Below are 17206 nucleotides of genomic sequence, written 5' to 3' on the forward strand. Positions count from 1 at the left end.
AAATGGGCCGGAAAACCGCCAATATTGTGCGCCTGACACTTAGCTATGTCGTTCTAATATTTATAGCTGTGTGCGCTATCTATCCTGCTCTTTGGGTGCTGCTATCCTCGCTTCGCCCGGGCACGGCTCTGTTTAGCGACAGTCTTATTCCTGATACATTCACGATTGTTCATTATAAGGAGTTATTTACGAATCCAAGCTTCCAATACGGTGTTTGGTACGTGAATACGCTCAAAATTGCGACGTTGACGATGATCTTCTCTACGATTCTGGTCACGCTCAGCATGTACGCGTTGTCGCGCTTCCGCTTCCGCGGCCGTAAGATGACACTAACGATTATGCTTGTACTGGGCATGTTCCCTGGCTTCATGAGTATGATCGCTATCTTTATCTTCTTATTGCAGCTTAACCTGCTCGATACACATGCGGCGCTCATTATCGTATATTCTGCTGGTGCAGTGCTCGGCGGTTTTGTCGTTAAAGGCTTTTACGATACGATTCCTCGGAGCTTGGATGAAGCGGCTCGGATCGACGGAGCAACTCATCTGCAGGTGTTTGTAAAAATCATGCTTCCGCTGTCGCGTCCGATGTTAACCTATGTAGCGCTGACTACATTTGCTGGTTCATGGGTAGACTTTATCTTTGCAAGATTGGTACTTCGAAGCAAAGACAACTGGACACTTGCTGTAGGAATGTGGGATCTTGTAAGCAATTATCAGAACAGCAACTTCACGTTGTTTGCCGCGGGTGCGGTGTTGATTGCGATCCCGATTACTCTCCTATTCATCTTCTTGCAGCGCTTCCTTGTACAAGGGCTGATGTCTGGCGCTTCGAAAGGATAAGAGAATGAACCGCAGCCGTTTGCGTTATGCGATAGTCCTGTTATGCTCGCTAATCTTTATTATGCTCGCTGCTTGCTCTTCAGAGGAGGCGGCGAACAATAATAAACCAAGTAGCACAGCTTCTGCAGAAGCGGATGAAGAAGGTGCAAGTGGAGAAGCTTCCATTGCTGCTTACACGGTAGATGAGCAGCCTGGCGGCGTATACTATGAAATATTTGTCCGTTCCTTCTATGATACGAACGGAGATGGAATCGGCGATTTGAATGGTGTAACCGCTAAGCTTGATTACTTACAGGAGCTCGGCGTAAGCGGTATTTGGCTTATGCCGATTAACGCATCGCCCAGCTACCATGGTTATGATACGACTGATTATTATGCCATTAATCCAGATTACGGTACGCTGGATGATTTGAAGCAGCTGCTGGATGAAGCGCATAAGCGCGATATTAAAGTTATTATGGATCTTGTCGTTAATCATTCGAGCAAGGAACATCCTTGGTTCAAAGAAGCATTAAAGGATGAGAACAGTCCTTACCGCAGCTGGTACACATTTGCTAAACAAGGTGAGAAGGTTAGAGCAGATGGGGCAGTTGGCGGTGATCCGTGGCATAGCTATGGCAGTCTCAAGTATTTAGGTGTGTTCTGGGAAGGCATGCCCGATCTGAACTTTGACGAGCCGAAGGTTCGCGAGGAATTGATTAAGATCGGACAATACTGGCTGGAGCAGGGGCTGGACGGCTTCCGCCTTGATGCGGCAAAGCATATTTACGGCGACTTCGCGTCTACGGCCAGCACGCCTGAGATTCAAGCGAAAAATAAAGCTTGGTGGCAAGAGTTCCGAGCTGGCATGAACAAAGTGAAGCCAGATGCTTATCTGATCGGAGAGGTTTGGGATTCACTAACGGTTATTGCGCCTTACTTTGACCAAGCGCTGAACTCCGCATTCCACTTTGATCTAGCTGGTCGGCTGCTGAGTGCGGCTGATACGGAGAAGGATGCAGACTTAGCTTATTCTCTAGGACGTGCATACGGTGTTTATGAGAAATTATCTGGTGGTACATTTGTTGATGCACCGTTCCTGAGCAATCATGATCAGAATCGTTTCATGACGGTTTTAAACGGCAATATCAATCACGCCAAGATGGCTGCTGCAATGCTGCTTACTTTGCCAGGCACCCCGTACCTTTATTATGGTGAGGAGCTGGGCATGAAGGGGGCTAAGCCGGATGAATACATTCGTGAGCCAATGCCTTGGTATAGCGCAGCAAGTGGAGGAGAAGGGCAAACCACTTGGGAGAAATCGCGATTCAATGGGAATGCCGAGACGGTATCTGTTGAGGCGCAGACAGCAGATAAAAATTCGCTGTTAAACCATTATCGCGAGCTCATCAAGTGGCGGAACGAGGAGCCCGCTTTGCGCAATGGCGGAATAGCCGAGTTTAAGCTGGAGCCTGCCAATCAGAAGCTAAGTGTATATGTTCGCGTCATTGCTAGCGAGAGGGTGCTCGTTGTGCACAATCTATCGGGCGAGGATCAGATGACGGATCTTCAGCCATCCAAAACGTTTGGATCATTCGAGGAGATCATTCGCTCAAGCAATGATGGGGCTAAGTTGGATAATGGGAAACTGACTATTCCGGCTTACACCACAGTCATATTAAAATAATACGGTAAGAGGGAGTTGCACCGCCGGTGCTGCTCCCTCTTTTTTTTGTGCGTTCCAATGCGATTCCAGCCCATTTGTATTCAATTTTTGTAAAAAAATTAAGGAAATTACTAGTTGGTATATTGACATGTTGACATATTGTTTATAATATACTATTTGTAAGCGCTTATCACAAAGCTTTATCCAACTTGTAGAAGGATCACCATTAGGAGGAATGTTTGCGAATGAATCTGTCTATTACCGATATGAAAAAGAGTGACGCATTGATTTCATCTCTGGAAAAGTGGCCTGAAATCGTTAAGTTTTATAAAAACTGCTTCTATAACACGCTGGAGACGACGACGGAATGGCTTGAGGATGGAACCACTTTTGTATTTACGGGTGATATACCAGCCATGTGGCTGCGTGATTCATCTGCTCAGGTTCGGCATTATATTCCTCTGGCTGTGTCAGATAGCCACTATCAGAAAATGATAGAGGGACTTATCAAAAGGCAAATGCAATATATCCAGATTGATCCCTATGCAAACGCATTCAATAAAGGCCCGGACAACAGGGGACATACGGAAGATGTAACCGAGGGCAATTCATGGGTATGGGAAAGAAAATATGAAATTGATTCCCTATGTTACCCGATACAGCTCGCTTATTTGTACTGGAAGGCAACAAATAGCACCGCAATGTTTGACGATGCTTTTAAAGAAGCGGTTAACAAAATTATTGGGCTTTGGACAGTCGAGCAGAAGCATGCAGAACAATCGAGCTACAGCTTCCAAAGATTTAATTGTCCAGAATCGGATACGTTAAGCCACGATGGAAAAGGGAGTCCCGTTGCCTTTACAGGGATGACATGGTCGGGGTTTAGGCCAAGTGACGATTCGTGCAAATATCATTATTTGATTCCTGCGAATATGTTCGCTGTTGTTGTGCTGAGATATGTGGAAGAAATCGCCCAAGACATATACAAAGATGAAACACTGGCGCTCGCAGCCAAGAAATTAGGTGGCGAAATCGATGCCGGCATCAAAGCATTTGGGATATACAAGCACGAAACGTTTGGCGAAATATACGCTTACGAAACAGATGGCTTAGGAAATTACAACTTGATGGACGATGCGAATGTGCCAAGTCTGCTGTCGATTCCTTATCTCGGATATACAAGCAAAGAGGATATGATCTATCAGAATACGAGAAGGTTTATTCTAAGTGAAGAGAATCCCTATTATTACGCAGGAAAAGCAGCTAGAGGAATCGGAAGCCCACATACTCCCACGAATTACATATGGCATATCAGCCTAGTCATGCAAGCGCTAACTTCAGACAACGATGCAGAAATACAAGAACTTCTAAGAACGATAATCAGCTCAGATGGCGGTACTGGCTTTATGCATGAGGGTTTTCACGTAGACAATCCGAATGAATTCACGAGACCGTGGTTTGCATGGGCTAACAGCTTACTCGGTGAACTTATTTATAAGCTCGTAGAAGACAAGAAACAGCATCTCTTTTAATTGGTTTGACCTCCACTTGTGTTAGAGCGGGCCTGACTCCGCTGTGGACAGGACTTGCATAACAAATAAAAGATTTGAAAGGGGCAGAAAAATGAAACAAAAGAGAATGTTTTTGTTAGTCGTATGCGTCCTCATTATTTCCATCTTTGCGAGTGCTTGCACAAGTAATAACGGCGGAGGCAAAGACAAGGAGACGGCTGAAGCAACGAACAAGGCAGAAAACACAGCCTCGCCAAGTCCGGAAGCAACACCAGATGACGGAGCTCCTCCAGTAAAAGATTTAGGCGGTTATAAATTTATCGTTGCGGATAACAATGCGAATAGATGGTTCCCGCAAGAAGGAAGCTCTGATCATGCCAATGCCATTATTGATCGAATCAAGTGGGTAGAAGAAACGTACAACGTAAAAATTGAAGTGAGAAAACATTCCGAGGAAGAGTTTGGCGCGGCGGTACTGGCGGGCGACAAATACGCTGACATCATCGTTGCTCCTACTTGGGAGCTGGGAAGACATATCAACGGCAAGCGTATTGTGGACATGAATACGATTCCTAACCTTCGGATGGATCAAGATTATTGGAAGGAATACAACACTTCATTCTTGCTCACTTATGACAACAGAACATATGGAACAGCAGCTCCATTCGCTAACCAAGGGGATGAAGTATGGGTTCTGGCATTCAACAAAAGCATTATTCAAGAGCTAGGTCTTGAAAATCCTTATGAGCTGGTAAAAAACAAACAATGGACATTCCAGAAAATGCTCGAGATGGAGCAAGCGGCAAAACGTGATCTAAATGGTGATGGCGTGATGGACAGCAATGACCGTTATGGACTGGCGACTGGACATGACTGGGATATTTCTGTAGCGCTTTATCTGGCATCCGGCAATAAAATCATTGATATCGCCAGTGATGGAAAAATGAAATATGCAGTAAATACACCAAAAGCATACGAGACGATTGAAATGATTAAGAAGATGGCGAAAAAAGGCGATACGTTCTTCCCGAAAAACGAAGGCGAGGATATGGACGCTTACGTGAAAGCTTTTGCTGAAGGGAAATCGCTGTTTTTAGCTTACTCCAGAGGCAGAGGCGTTATTGATCCGATTTATGAAATGGAAAGTGACTTTGGCTTTATCCCATTGCCAATGGGCAACAACACAGACGATTACCTTGATTGGGTAAGCCATGATGCTCCTTCAATCGCAGTGCCGGTAACGAACAAAGAGCTTGATAAAACAGGACTTATCTTGGATGCTCTAGCGTGGAAAGCGCAAAGCGAAGAGAAAATTTGGATGGATGAAATTGCTCTCACGCAATTGCGTGATGAGGAATCGCTTCAAACGCTCTTGCAGCTGAAAAATTATGGTGTGTCGGACATGGCGTTCATCGGTCAGCAAATGCAAGGCAATGTACACAGTGGTTTGGCACTCATTCCCGATGTTGGGTTCTACGATCAGAACCTGGAGCCTGCCTCCAAGGTAGCGGAAATCGAGGATGCTGTAAATATTGGTCTTGAGGAGCTTGCTTTAAGGCTGAAGGGTGAATTCGTAGAGCCTGAACCGAAGCCTGAGGAAGAGAAAAAGGCAGAATAGCAGCTTTCACCAAATAGATAAAGGGGCTGTCAGACAGATGACGATTGCTGCTAGCGCAACAGCCCCTTTTCTTTTTTTTGCAAAAAAAATGAGACTGCTTTCCCTATCGTTCACGAAAAGGCAATGAATCTCTGTCTATATGGAGGAAACAAATATGACGGTGCGAGTTGAACGTTTATGAATAATAAAATAACGAAATTATCAGTTGCAGCAATCGCCTTATGTTTGTTGGTGATTGTATGGCCGCATGCGGCATTTGCAAGCAAGGATGACAACTTAATCAAGCTGCAAAGCTACCGCACCTATCTTGAACAGCACGCCGATAAAAAAGCTGGAAATGCGGATATTGTGATTAAGGCAGATGCGTATACGAATGCGGAGGGAGATTTGAAAAACCTCGATCATTTTGAAGGAAAGGAAGGCAAATCTGTTCTTACGGGTGAAACCGGAAAGATTGAATGGGAATTTAACGTTCCTGAGAGTGGAATGTACAATGTGGAACTGCTTTATTACCCGATAGATGGGAAAGGCAATTCTATTGAAAGAATGATATCAATTGACGGTGAAGTACCTTATAACGAAGCGAAATACATAAATTTATCACGGGTTTGGAAGGACAAAAGCGAGATTGCGCAAGACAAAAAAGGAAATGACATTAGGCCGAAACAGACGGAAGCGCCTAGATGGAGAACGGTGCTGTTGCATGATTTGCTTGGCTATTATAATGATCCATTACTATTTTATTTGGAAAAAGGTAAGCATACCATTGGATTCGAATCGGTGAGGGAATCAGTGGTTTTAAATACCGTTCGTATTTATAAAGCTGAGGAGCTTCCGACCTATGATGAAGTGAAAGCGGGTTATGAAGCAAAAGGCTATAAGGAAGCGGACGCCGAGACAATTAAGGTTCAAGCGGAAAACAGCTTTGAGAAATCTGATAATACGCTATATCCGGTGTCCGATCGCTCATCAGCTATAACCGAGCCGCAGGACCCATCAAAGCTTCGCTTGAACAGCATAGGCGGCGATAAATGGAAAATGCCGGGTCAATGGATCAGCTACCGATTCACGGTAGAGGAAGCGGGCCTGTACAAGATTGCAACGAGATTCAAGCAAAACAAATTAGCTGGGATGTATGTCAATCGCAAAATTTTGCTGGATGGAGCCGCCCCGTTTAAAGAAGCGAAAGCTGTGAAATTTAAATACGGGAACAACTGGCAAGTGGAAACGTTGGGGGACGATGATCAGGCGTTTTCTTTTTACCTAGAACCGGGCGAGCATGAACTGACGATGGAGGTCACGCTCGGAGATTTGGCTAATGTGCTGAACAGGGTTGATGACAGTTTATTTCAACTGAATGCCGTTTATCGGCAAATTCTGATGATAACCGGCGCTGAGCCGGATTTGTATCGTGATTACGGCTTTGAGAAATTAATACCGGATGCCATAGCCGCCATGAAGGAGCATGCCGCAATACTTAGAGAAGTATCGGCTGATATGGAGGCGCTGGTCGGTCAAAAAGGCGAAAACATGGTGCTGCTTGATAAAGTCGCCTTTCAGCTCGAGCAGATGGTTAAAAATCCGGAAGCCAATATTGCGAAGACCTTTACCCCTTTTAAAGAAAATGTAGGCGCGCTTGGTACGTGGATCTTGACGGTAGGCGAGCAGCCTTTAACGGTCGATTATTTTAGCGTGATGCCGTTGTCCAAGAAGCTGCCAAAAGCGGATGCATCCTTTTTCAAAAAAATGATGTTTGAAGCAAAGTCTTTTTCGATGTCTTTTTTTGTGGATTACAATGCCTTGAATACCGAAGGTGAAACCAAAGGAGAGCCGCTCGAAGTATGGCTGACGTCTGGACGCGATCAATCACAGATTATTAGGGAAATGATCAATGATACGTTCACGCCGGAATCGGGCATAAACGTAAAGCTCAAGCTGGTAACGGAAGGTACGCTTTTGCCATCAGTGCTTGCAGGTACGGGTCCGGATGTGGCGATGGGAAATCTAGCTGCCGACCCTATTCAATACGCGTTAAGACATGCGGTGGAGAACATCAAAGACATGCCGAACTATGATGCTATTGCCTCTAGATTCCATCCTAGTGCATTAGTGCCCTTCGAATTAGACGGAAAAGTATACGCTTTGCCGGAAACACAATCGTTTCCCATGATGTTTTATCGGAAAGATATTTTGCATGATATGGGGCTGAAGGCTCCAGAGACATGGGATGAGTTTTACAAGCTAATACCAGAAATTCAGAAACAAAATATGCAAATTGGTTTTCCGGCGGATATTACCGGCTTGCAAATCTTTTTGTATCAGAAAAATGGGGAGCTTTACAACAAGGAGCGCAGCCGCTCAACGCTGGAAGACGATCTGACGATCGACGCGTTCCAGAAGCAGACGGAGCTGTTCACGACCTATAAGTTTCCGAGGGATTATGATTTCAGCAACCGCTTCCGAACTGGGGAAATGCCGATAGGCATCGCGGATTATACGACATACAACCAATTAATCGCGTTTGCTCCTGAAATTAAAGGACTGTGGGAATTTGCTCCGCTTCCTGGAACGGTGATGGAGGATGGACAATTGAACCGGGCGACGCCGTCGACAGGGACAGCGATCATGATGCTTAAGGGCGTCCAGAAAAAGGATGACGCATGGCGCTTTATGGAGTGGTGGACGAGTGCAGAGACGCAGTCCAGATTCGGAATGGAAATGGAAGCGATTCTCGGCAAGGCAGCCAAACAAGCGACCGCCAATATGGAAGCCCTTGTTAATATGCCTTGGACAAAAACAGAGTATGACCATTTGATGACGCAGTGGTCGTTCGCAACAGGTACACCGGAGGTGCCGGGCGGTTACTATGTGACTCGAAGTATTGGATTCGCTGCCGCAACGGCGTATAACAACGGAGATCCTGAATCTCTTCTGGACTATGTGAAAGAAGTTAATACTGAAATAACGCGAAAAAGGCGGGAGTTCAAGTTGGAATGATGCTGCCTTGCGATTTTACTGATTCAGGAGGACCCCATTCATGAGTAGAGATTTGGTGATATCAGGAGCTGTTGACCCTAAGAGGCAGGGCAATCCGATCTTGCGAAAATTGGAGCAGGGCTGGAAGTCGATTAAAAAAAATAAAGTGTCCTACCTCTTTGCTGCACCCTACATGATTTTGTTTTTTGCTTTTACCGCTCTGCCCGTCATTATTTCATTGATTTTAGGCTTTTTCTCGTTTAACTTGCTCGAAGCGCCTATCTTCGTTGGCATGGACAACTATATAAGGCTGTTTCTAGGCGATGATATTTTCATTAAAGCAATCGGAAATACGTTCCTGCTTGCTGTGATGGTAGGGCCAATCGGTTACATCATGTGTCTAGTGTTCGCTTGGCTTATTAACGAGCTGCCGAAGTCGCTGAGAACGATTTTAACTTTAATTTTTTACGCGCCATCCATTTCGGGAAACATTTATTTGGTTTGGGGCATTTTCTTCAACAAGGACGCTTATGGTTATGCCAATGCTATTTTGCTTCGTTATAATGTCATTTCTTCGCCTATTCTATGGTTTGAGAATCCAAAATATATGATGACTCTCGTCGTCATCGTTGCCTTATGGACCAGCGTTGGAACAAGCTTCCTCTCTTTTATCGCGGGATTGCAGGGGATCGATCGCACGCTTTATGAAGCAGCGGCAATGGATGGAGTTAAAAATCGGTGGCAGGAGCTTTGGTATGTCACGCTGCCTTCGATGAAGCCGCAGCTCATGTTCGGAGCGGTAATGAGCATTACCGGCGCATTCGGCACCGGCGCGATTGTTACCGCATTGTGCGGCATGCCGAGCAACAGCTATGCAGCGCATACCATCGTTAACCACTTGGAGGATTACGGCGCCATTCGTTATGAAATGGGCTATGCCTCTGCTATAGCTACCATTCTATTTATCATCATGATCGGAGCGAATAAGATTGTGCAAATGCTTCTGGCAAAGGTAGGTGAATGAAGTGATTCAAATCAAGCTTCATCGAAGCAAGAGCGGCATTAAACGTTCCTTTTTTGCGGATTTTGGCATCTATTTGTTTTTGCTGCTGTTTGGCATTTTTATGATGCTGCCACTGGTATATGCGATTTCAAATTCAATTAAGCCATTGGAGGAGATTTGGTTTTTCCCTCCGCGGTTTCTAGTAAATAATCCAACCTTAGATAACTTTAGAGATTTGCTCGCAGTCATGAGCGACTCGTGGGTGCCCTTCAGCCGGTATATCTTTAACACTGTATTTATAACAGCTGTTGGTACGGCTGGCCATGTGGTCATCGCTTCCTTATGCGCTTATGTCTTATCCAAGCATAAGTTTCCTGGCAAAGGAATCATGTTCAGTACGGTCGTGCTCTCGCTTATGTTTAGTGGTGTCGTTACCCAAATACCGAACTTTATCATCATTTCTTCGTTAGGCTGGATTGATTCGTATCAGGCTATTATTGTTCCGGCATTTGCATCCTCGCTCGGATTGTATCTCATGAAGCAGTTTATGGATCAGATGATTCCCGACGCCATCTTGGAATCGGCTCGCATTGACGGCTCCAGCGAATGGAAGATTTTCTGGTCAATTGTAATGCCAATGGTTAAGCCTGCTTGGCTGACGCTCATCATCTTCTCCATGCAAGGTTTGTGGGGAATTGGCGCGAATCACTTCATCCAAAGCGAGGAGCTGAAAACCTTAAACTATGCGTTGTCCCAAATCTTAGCCGGCGGAATTGCCCGTACAGGGACAGGATCGGCTGCAGCGGTGCTGATGATGATTGTGCCTATCATCGTGTTTATCATCTCTCAGTCGAAGATTATAGAGACCATGTCTGCATCAGGCATGAAAGAATAGGCATGGAAGGGGAAGAATGCGGTGGTTAGAAAAAAGTGGATTTTGTTTTTTGCCGCACTATTATTGTTGTGCAGCTTCGGTATTGAATCAGCTTCCGCCATGGTTCCATATAAAACCTATTTTTATGATTATGACGGGGAGTATCTCGTTTCTCCTGACGCTTATGTGCCAGGCAAAGTGTTAAACGCCAAGGCGATGGGGATCGAGGGCGCTGGGCTGAACCAGCCTCTGGATTTGTTTGTAGACAACAATAACTCGGTTTATATCGCAGATACGGGATCGAACAGAATTATTATTCTCGATGAACAGTACCGAATAAAACGAGAAATTACGGAGTTTGTCCATGAGGACGGCGTGACGAAGGATCAGTTCAACACGCCAAGCGGCATATTTGTGTCAGAGGAGGGGCTGATCTACGTTGCCGACTCCAAAAACGCTAGAATCGTCGTGCTTCATCAGGATGGAAGCGTAGAGAAAATATTGGAGGCACCGGATTCGGATGTGTTTCCTGCCGGCTTTATTTACGAGCCATCAGCAATCGGTGTTGATCCATCCGGTCTTATCTATGTTATTTCGAAGAGCACAAACATGGGTGTTATTGCTCTGAATGCTGACGGCGGATTCGAAGGTTTTGTTGGTGCGGAGAAGGTTGTGCCCAAAGTGTCCGATTTGTTCTGGAAGCTGGTGACGACCAAGGAGCAGAAGAGCCGCACAGCCAAAAGCGTACCGACCGAGTACAACAACATTACAATCGATGAGCTTGGCTTTGCTTATGTTACGAGCAGTGCGATCCATGCCAGAAACCAATACAGCGCGCTCATTAACCGGGACAAATCGAGTAAGCATGCGCCAATTAAGCGGCTGAACAATACAGGCATCGATGTACTGAAACGAAATGGCGCTTATCCGCCTGCTGGAGATATTCAAACAACCGACAAGGTTTCACGTTTTATTGATGTAGCTTTGGCAGAGGACGGGGCGTACAGCACGCTCGATTCTTCGCAAAATAAAATTTTTACGTACGACGATAACGGCAATCTTCTTTATGTATTTGGCGGTTACGGAACGCAGGACGGCGTGTTCCAGAGCGCTTCTGCGCTCGCTTACCAGAGCAATAATCTGCTTGTGCTCGATAAGGATTCAAGCAAGCTGACTGTATTTAGGCGGACCGAATACGGCGCTAACATTGCAGCGGCGATTCATCATCGCAAGAATCGCAATTACGATGAATCCATCGCTGCATGGCAGCGGGTTTTGAAGATGAATCCGACGCTAGAGATGGCGTATTCCGGTGTGGCGCAGTCCAATATGCGCAAAGAAGAATACAAGGAAGCGATGCACAATTACAAGCTGGCCAATGACTGGGATCATTATTTCAAAGCTTTTGCGGAGTATCGGAAAGAAATAGTAAGCAAATTTATTATCCTCATTCCAATAGTCGCAGCAGCCATTCTATGGCTAGTGTACAGATTTTTCAAATATGCCAAGAAGGTCAACACAGCAGGCTGGAGAAAGCCGGGCAAGCGAACGCTGTGGGAAGAGCTACTTTATTCCTTCCATGTGATGTTCCATCCGTTTGACGGGTTTTGGGATTTGAAGCATGAGAAACGAGGCAGCGTTCGTGCCGCTGTCATTATTGTTGCAGCCGTTATGGCTGTAGACATCTTTAAACAGCTGGCAGGCGGATACATATTGTACCCTTCCGACTGGCGTGTTATTGAGCTTTGGGATACGCTGCTTAGCGTCCTTATTCCATTTGGATTATGGTGCTGTGCAAACTGGGGTCTTACAACATTGATGGATGGCGAAGGAAGCCTTAAAGATATTTTTATCGCGTCTTCCTATTCGTTAGTCCCGATGGTGATCATTACGATTCCTGTCACCCTATTCAGCAATATCGTTGTTTTGGAAGAGCAGCAGTTTATTACCTTTTTTACAACCCTAGCGTTAGGCTGGTCTCTCGGGCTCATATTTATAGGTGTATTGGTGACCAATGATTACAGTCCATTCAAGAATTTCTATACCTCTGCTATTTCAATAGTAGGGATGGGGTTCATTGCTTTCCTTACGGTGCTGTTCATTAACATCCTGCAAAATATGAATTCTTTTATTACGACGATCATCAATGAAATTACGTTTCGGTTGTAGAACAAGATGGTGGATAGGAGGTCAGCGATATGAATGCCAAGGGGATTATCTCTAGGCTATTGGTCATAGTGGTTGCCATTACGCTCGGGATACCGACAAATGGGAAAACGGCGGAGGCAGTAGAAGCAACAACAGCAGAAGCAGCAGTTGCAGCAAAAGCAAGCCCACCAAACATGAAAAAAGCTGTAAAGGATGGCGGATTGGCACTTGCTGCTGAGAACGATCGCCTCCTGCTGTACTTCGATAATGAATCGGGCGGCGTGGCGGTTGAAGATAAAGCGACGGGAAGTAAATTTTATTCCAACCCACCAAGTGCTCTGGAAGACCCGAAAGCTAGTGATGCGATGAAGCAGGAGCTTATGTCGCAGGTCAAGCTTGTCTATAATGTGCAAGGCAAAGAAGGCGACATGGAAATGAACAGCTACACGCATGCGATGAAGCTGGATCAGGTGAGCTGGGGCAAGATTGATAACGGCATAAGAGTGGACATGGTTATCGGGCGCGAGGAACAGCGCATGCTGCTGCCGCGTCAAATTACGAAGTCCAAATTTGAGCAAAATGTTCTTGATCATATGGAAGCTGATCGGGATAAGAAGAAGCTATTAGCCTACTATATCCTCTACAGTCGTGCTGATGTAGAAGGGAGCAAAGGCAAGGAGCTGATCGCGAAATACCCTGTTTTGGAGAAAGAAGACATTTATGTGCTGAAAACCTCCGTCAAGGAGCGGGACAAGAAGGTATTGGAAAACTACGTCAAAGAAGCAGGCTATACGTACGAGAAGCAGGAGGAGGACTACGCCGAGGTTGGATATGATGGAGATGATTCCGTATTCCCTTATTTTAAAATGAGTCTGGATTACGTGCTTGCGGACGGCGGTCTATCGGTCACTCTTTATAACGGCGACATTGAATATGATCAATCCCGTTTTAATCTTGTGAAGCTTTCCTTGCTGAATTATTTCGGTGCAGGGCAAACCGGCGAGGAGGGGTATGTATTCCTTCCAGACGGCTCGGGAACGCTCCTCAATTTCAATAATGATGCAAGCAAAAATACGCTATTAACGACAGGGAAAATGTACGGGCCGGATTATGCATTAACGCAGTCGCCAAGAGGCAGCTTCAAACAAGAGTTTCGAGCGCCGGTGTTTGGCATCAAGAAGGATGGAGCAGCGCTATTCTCGGTTATTGAAGAGGGCGATGCGGTAGCGGATATTAATGGCGTTATGGGCGGCATTAATCACTCCTATAACACGGCTTATGCTAACTTCACCATTCGAAATAAAGACTCTTTTATTGCCAAAAATGCTTTTGAGCAGGCTCCTTGGATTATTTACGAGAAAAATGCTTATACCGGCAACATCGTCATGAAGTACTTCTTCCTTACAGGAGACGATGCAAATTATGTTGGAATGGCAAAGGCATATCGTCAGTATCTCGTTGATAAAGGAAGCTTGAGCAAAGTGAGCGCCGAAGAGAACATTCCGTTCTACTTGGATACGATGGGTTCTGTCGATAAGATGGTGCGGAAGCTGGGTATTCCGTTTCGCAGCCAAGTGGCAGTCACTTCCTTCGATCAAGCGGGACTAATGCTGGATGAGATGTCGCAAAGTGGTATCCAAAACATTAAGTTTCGCTATACCGGATGGTATAACGGAGGCATGAGCCATACCGCACCTACAAAAATGAAGGTAGAGTCCGTGCTCGGCGGTGCAAAGGGACTGCGCAAGCTGTCAGAGAAAGCGGAGAAGCTGGGGGCAAAGGTGTTCCCGGATGTGGATATGCTATTTGTTTCATCTAATAAAGCATTCGATGGCTTTAAGCCGCAAAAGGACAGCATTCGTTCCTTGTTTCAGAAAACTAGCTATAAAGGGTTGTTCAATGTAGCTACGCTTGAGTATGAGAGCAGCGTGTGGGGAATTAATCCGGACAAAATTTCAGGTTATTACAATAAATTTTCCAAAGATTATCATTCGCTTGGTTTAAAGGCACTATCCTTATCGACGATGGGAGAAAGCTTGAATTCCAACTTTAAGAACCGCGCTCAAATCAATCGACAGGACACAAAAAAAATAACGACAGACGTTTTAGCTAAAGCAAAAGAGGATTATGAGGATATTATTACAGACGACGGAAACGCATACACCTTTCCTTATGTTAATCATATTTTGAACCTGCCTGATGAGGACAGCTCCTTCTCGATAGCAGATGCGCAGGTGCCATTTATTCAAATCGCGCTGCATGGCTATATTGGGTACGCGAGCGAAGCCTTGAACCTAGCGAGCGAGCTGCGTCCGGCTGTTTTGAAAGCTCTGGAATACGGCAGCGGTGTCTATTTCAAGTTGAATTACGGGGAGAACAGCCTGCTGAAGGATGCTTCGTTGTTCGATGATTTGTACGCTTCCCAGTTTGATGATTGGGAGGAGAGCGCTGCAGCCATCTATGCAGAAATGAACAATGTATTGAAGCATGTTCAGGATCAGGCGATCGTGAATCATGAGCGGCTTGGTGAAGAGGTTTACAAAACAACTTATGAAAATGGTACAGCGATTATTGTTAATTACAGCGATAAAGGAATTGAGGTTGAGGGTACCGCAGTAGATGGAATGGGTTACGCGGTCATTAATCCTTAAACCAAGCGAGGAGGATCACCGGCAATGAACAAATTGTCTGCAGCCATAAACAAAAAAGAAAGGTTTAGGCTAACCGTGACGCAGAAGAGGGATCTGATGGGCTGGGTTTTTGTCAGTCCTTTTGTACTCGGATTTCTCCTGCTGTTTCTGGGTATATTCATTGATTCGTTGCGATTTAGCTTCATGGATGTGAATCTTCTAACCCAAGGCGGATTTTCGGAAAAATTCATTGGGCTGGACAATTACCATCAAATTTTAAGAGTGGACCCTAACTTTAACAAGCAGCTTTACGGTGCTGTTCAGAACATGTTATTCGATATTCCGATTATCGTCATGTACAGCTTGTTTATTGCCGTTTTGTTAAATATGAAAATGAAGGGCCGAGGCATTTTTAGAGCGATTTTTTTCGTGCCCGTTATTTTGGCAACTGGAATCATTGATAAAGCTGATTTAAGCAACTCGATTATGAATGCTTATCAGAGTATCCCAGGGCTTGATACGGGCGCGTCTATCGTGACTGAATCGGCAGGCGGGATGTTCAGCAATCTGGAGCTAAAAAAATATATGTTCCAAATGCTGGATTTCAGTCCTGCGCTCGTTAATATAACGGTTGGCGCTGCGGAAAATATATTTGCCGTCATTAATAGTTCAGGCGTGCAAATTCTTATTTTCTTGGCAGGACTGCAAGCAATTTCATCCTCCATCTACGAATCGGCCAAAATCGAAGGCTGTTCCGCTTGGGAGTGCTTTTGGAAAATTACATTTCCGCTGATCAGTCCGTTGATTCTAGTCAATATCATTTATTCGATTATTGATTCCTTTACAGGAAGCAAAAACCAAATTATGCACAGCATTACGAACGCGATGAAGCTTGGTCAATATGGAACAGCCTCGGCTATGGCATGGATTTATTTTCTGGTAGCAGCAGTATTCCTTGTCGTCATTGGCTTTTTTGTCAGCAGATTCGTCTTTTATCAGAATAGGGAGTGAAAAATATGCGGGCTAAATATTTAAATCTGCATGCAATAAATGGCTTGTTCTGGTCGGTTATTCGCTATTTGCTTCTCATTGGGCTGGCGTTTCTTATCTTATATCCGCTGCTCGTAAAGCTCTCTAACAGCTTTATGAGCCCGCAGGATTTGATAGATGGCACGGTGCGCTTCATCCCTAGGCAGTTTACATGGTTTAATTACAAAACAGTCATCGAATATACGTCCTTTTTTAAAGGGCTGTCGAACACGTTCGGCATTTCCTTTCTAAGCGGCATCATTCAAATGCTGGTTTGTACGATGGTCGGCTATGGGCTTGCGCGGTTTAACTTTAAAGGAAAAAGCGTCATATTTTCTTTAGTGGTGCTTACGATTTTAATTCCGCCGCAAACGTATATGATCTCTCTTTATATGAAGTTCAGCTTCTTTGATTTATTTGGTCTGATGTCTACCTTTACAGGGGGAACGGTTAGGCTGATGGATTCAATGTGGCCTATGGCGATTTTATCGATGATCGGTTTTGGATTCAAAAACGGGCTTTATATATTAATCATGCGGCAATATTTCAAAGGAATACCGAAAGAGCTAGAGGAAGCTGCCTATGTGGACGGCTCGGGCTTGTTTCGGACGTTCAGCATGATCATTCTTCCGCTCTCATTTTCCATGATGATTACGATCTTTGTATTCTCCTTCTCGTGGCAGTGGACGGATAGCTTCTATTCCTCGATGTTCTTCAGCCAGTTCAAGCTGTTATCGAATTCACTGCTGGTCGGATTTGAAGGCTTGATGCTGGAGGGCGCCACCCTTGGGCTGAAGCATGGTCAGCCTCTGACAGCCACCTTAACGAACACGATGTCATTATTAGTTGTTATTCCATTAATCATTGTGTATTTGTTTGCGCAAAAATACCTCGTAGAGGGTATTGAGCATAGCGGAATTGTGGGTTAAA

The 17206-nt window shown here is 45.1% G+C and carries 11 protein-coding genes; all 11 read left to right on the forward strand.

All coding sequences use genetic code 11. The features are described 5' to 3' along the window. Positions 1–2: 2 nt before the first annotated feature. The 11 genes from MHH56_RS04220 (at position 3) to MHH56_RS04270 (ending at position 17205) form a co-directional block, all read left to right on the forward strand. On the forward strand, positions 3–842 hold the full coding sequence (locus MHH56_RS04220) for a sugar ABC transporter permease (protein WP_076268893.1): 840 nt from the start codon (positions 3–5) through the stop codon (positions 840–842). A 4-nt stretch (positions 843–846) separates the two neighbouring features. Continuing rightward, entirely contained in the window at positions 847–2508 is a 1662-nt protein-coding gene (locus tag MHH56_RS04225) for an alpha-amylase family glycosyl hydrolase (RefSeq protein ID WP_339206815.1), read from the forward strand. 245 nt (positions 2509–2753) lie between these two features. Further along, positions 2754–4019 carry a glycoside hydrolase family 125 protein gene (locus MHH56_RS04230; protein ID WP_339209501.1) on the forward strand — a complete coding sequence of 422 codons (1266 nt, stop codon included), beginning with the start codon at positions 2754–2756 and terminating at the stop codon, positions 4017–4019. A 91-nt stretch (positions 4020–4110) separates the two neighbouring features. After that, the gene (locus tag MHH56_RS04235) at positions 4111–5616 is read left to right on the forward strand and encodes a hypothetical protein (RefSeq protein WP_339206816.1); all 1506 of its coding nucleotides are present in this window, start codon (positions 4111–4113) and stop codon (positions 5614–5616) included. 177 nt (positions 5617–5793) lie between these two features. After that, positions 5794–8613 (forward strand): extracellular solute-binding protein, encoded by a 2820-nt coding sequence (locus MHH56_RS04240; RefSeq protein WP_339206817.1) that lies wholly within the window; start codon positions 5794–5796, stop codon positions 8611–8613. Positions 8614–8653: 40 nt separating this feature from the next. Continuing rightward, positions 8654–9616, forward strand: coding sequence for a sugar ABC transporter permease (locus MHH56_RS04245; RefSeq protein ID WP_339206819.1), 963 nt, complete (start codon positions 8654–8656; stop codon positions 9614–9616). Continuing rightward, on the forward strand, positions 9609–10490 hold the full coding sequence (locus MHH56_RS04250; protein ID WP_339206821.1) for a carbohydrate ABC transporter permease: 882 nt from the start codon (positions 9609–9611) through the stop codon (positions 10488–10490). The genes MHH56_RS04245 and MHH56_RS04250 overlap by 8 nt, the downstream gene beginning before the upstream one ends. A gap of 21 nt (positions 10491–10511) precedes the next feature. Beyond that, on the forward strand, positions 10512–12638 hold the full coding sequence (locus MHH56_RS04255; protein ID WP_339206823.1) for a YIP1 family protein: 2127 nt from the start codon (positions 10512–10514) through the stop codon (positions 12636–12638). 29 nt (positions 12639–12667) lie between these two features. Then, positions 12668–15268, forward strand: coding sequence for a DUF5696 domain-containing protein (locus tag MHH56_RS04260; RefSeq protein WP_339206825.1), 2601 nt, complete (start codon positions 12668–12670; stop codon positions 15266–15268). A 24-nt stretch (positions 15269–15292) separates the two neighbouring features. Beyond that, entirely contained in the window at positions 15293–16258 is a 966-nt protein-coding gene (locus MHH56_RS04265) for a sugar ABC transporter permease (RefSeq protein ID WP_076268840.1), read from the forward strand. Positions 16259–16263: 5 nt separating this feature from the next. Beyond that, entirely contained in the window at positions 16264–17205 is a 942-nt protein-coding gene (locus MHH56_RS04270) for a carbohydrate ABC transporter permease (RefSeq protein ID WP_339206827.1), read from the forward strand. The last annotated feature ends 1 nt before the right edge of the window (position 17206 follow it).

The sequence above is a fragment of the Paenibacillus sp. FSL K6-3182 genome (genome assembly GCF_037976325.1).
Taxonomy (GTDB): Bacteria; Bacillota; Bacilli; order Paenibacillales; family Paenibacillaceae; genus Pristimantibacillus.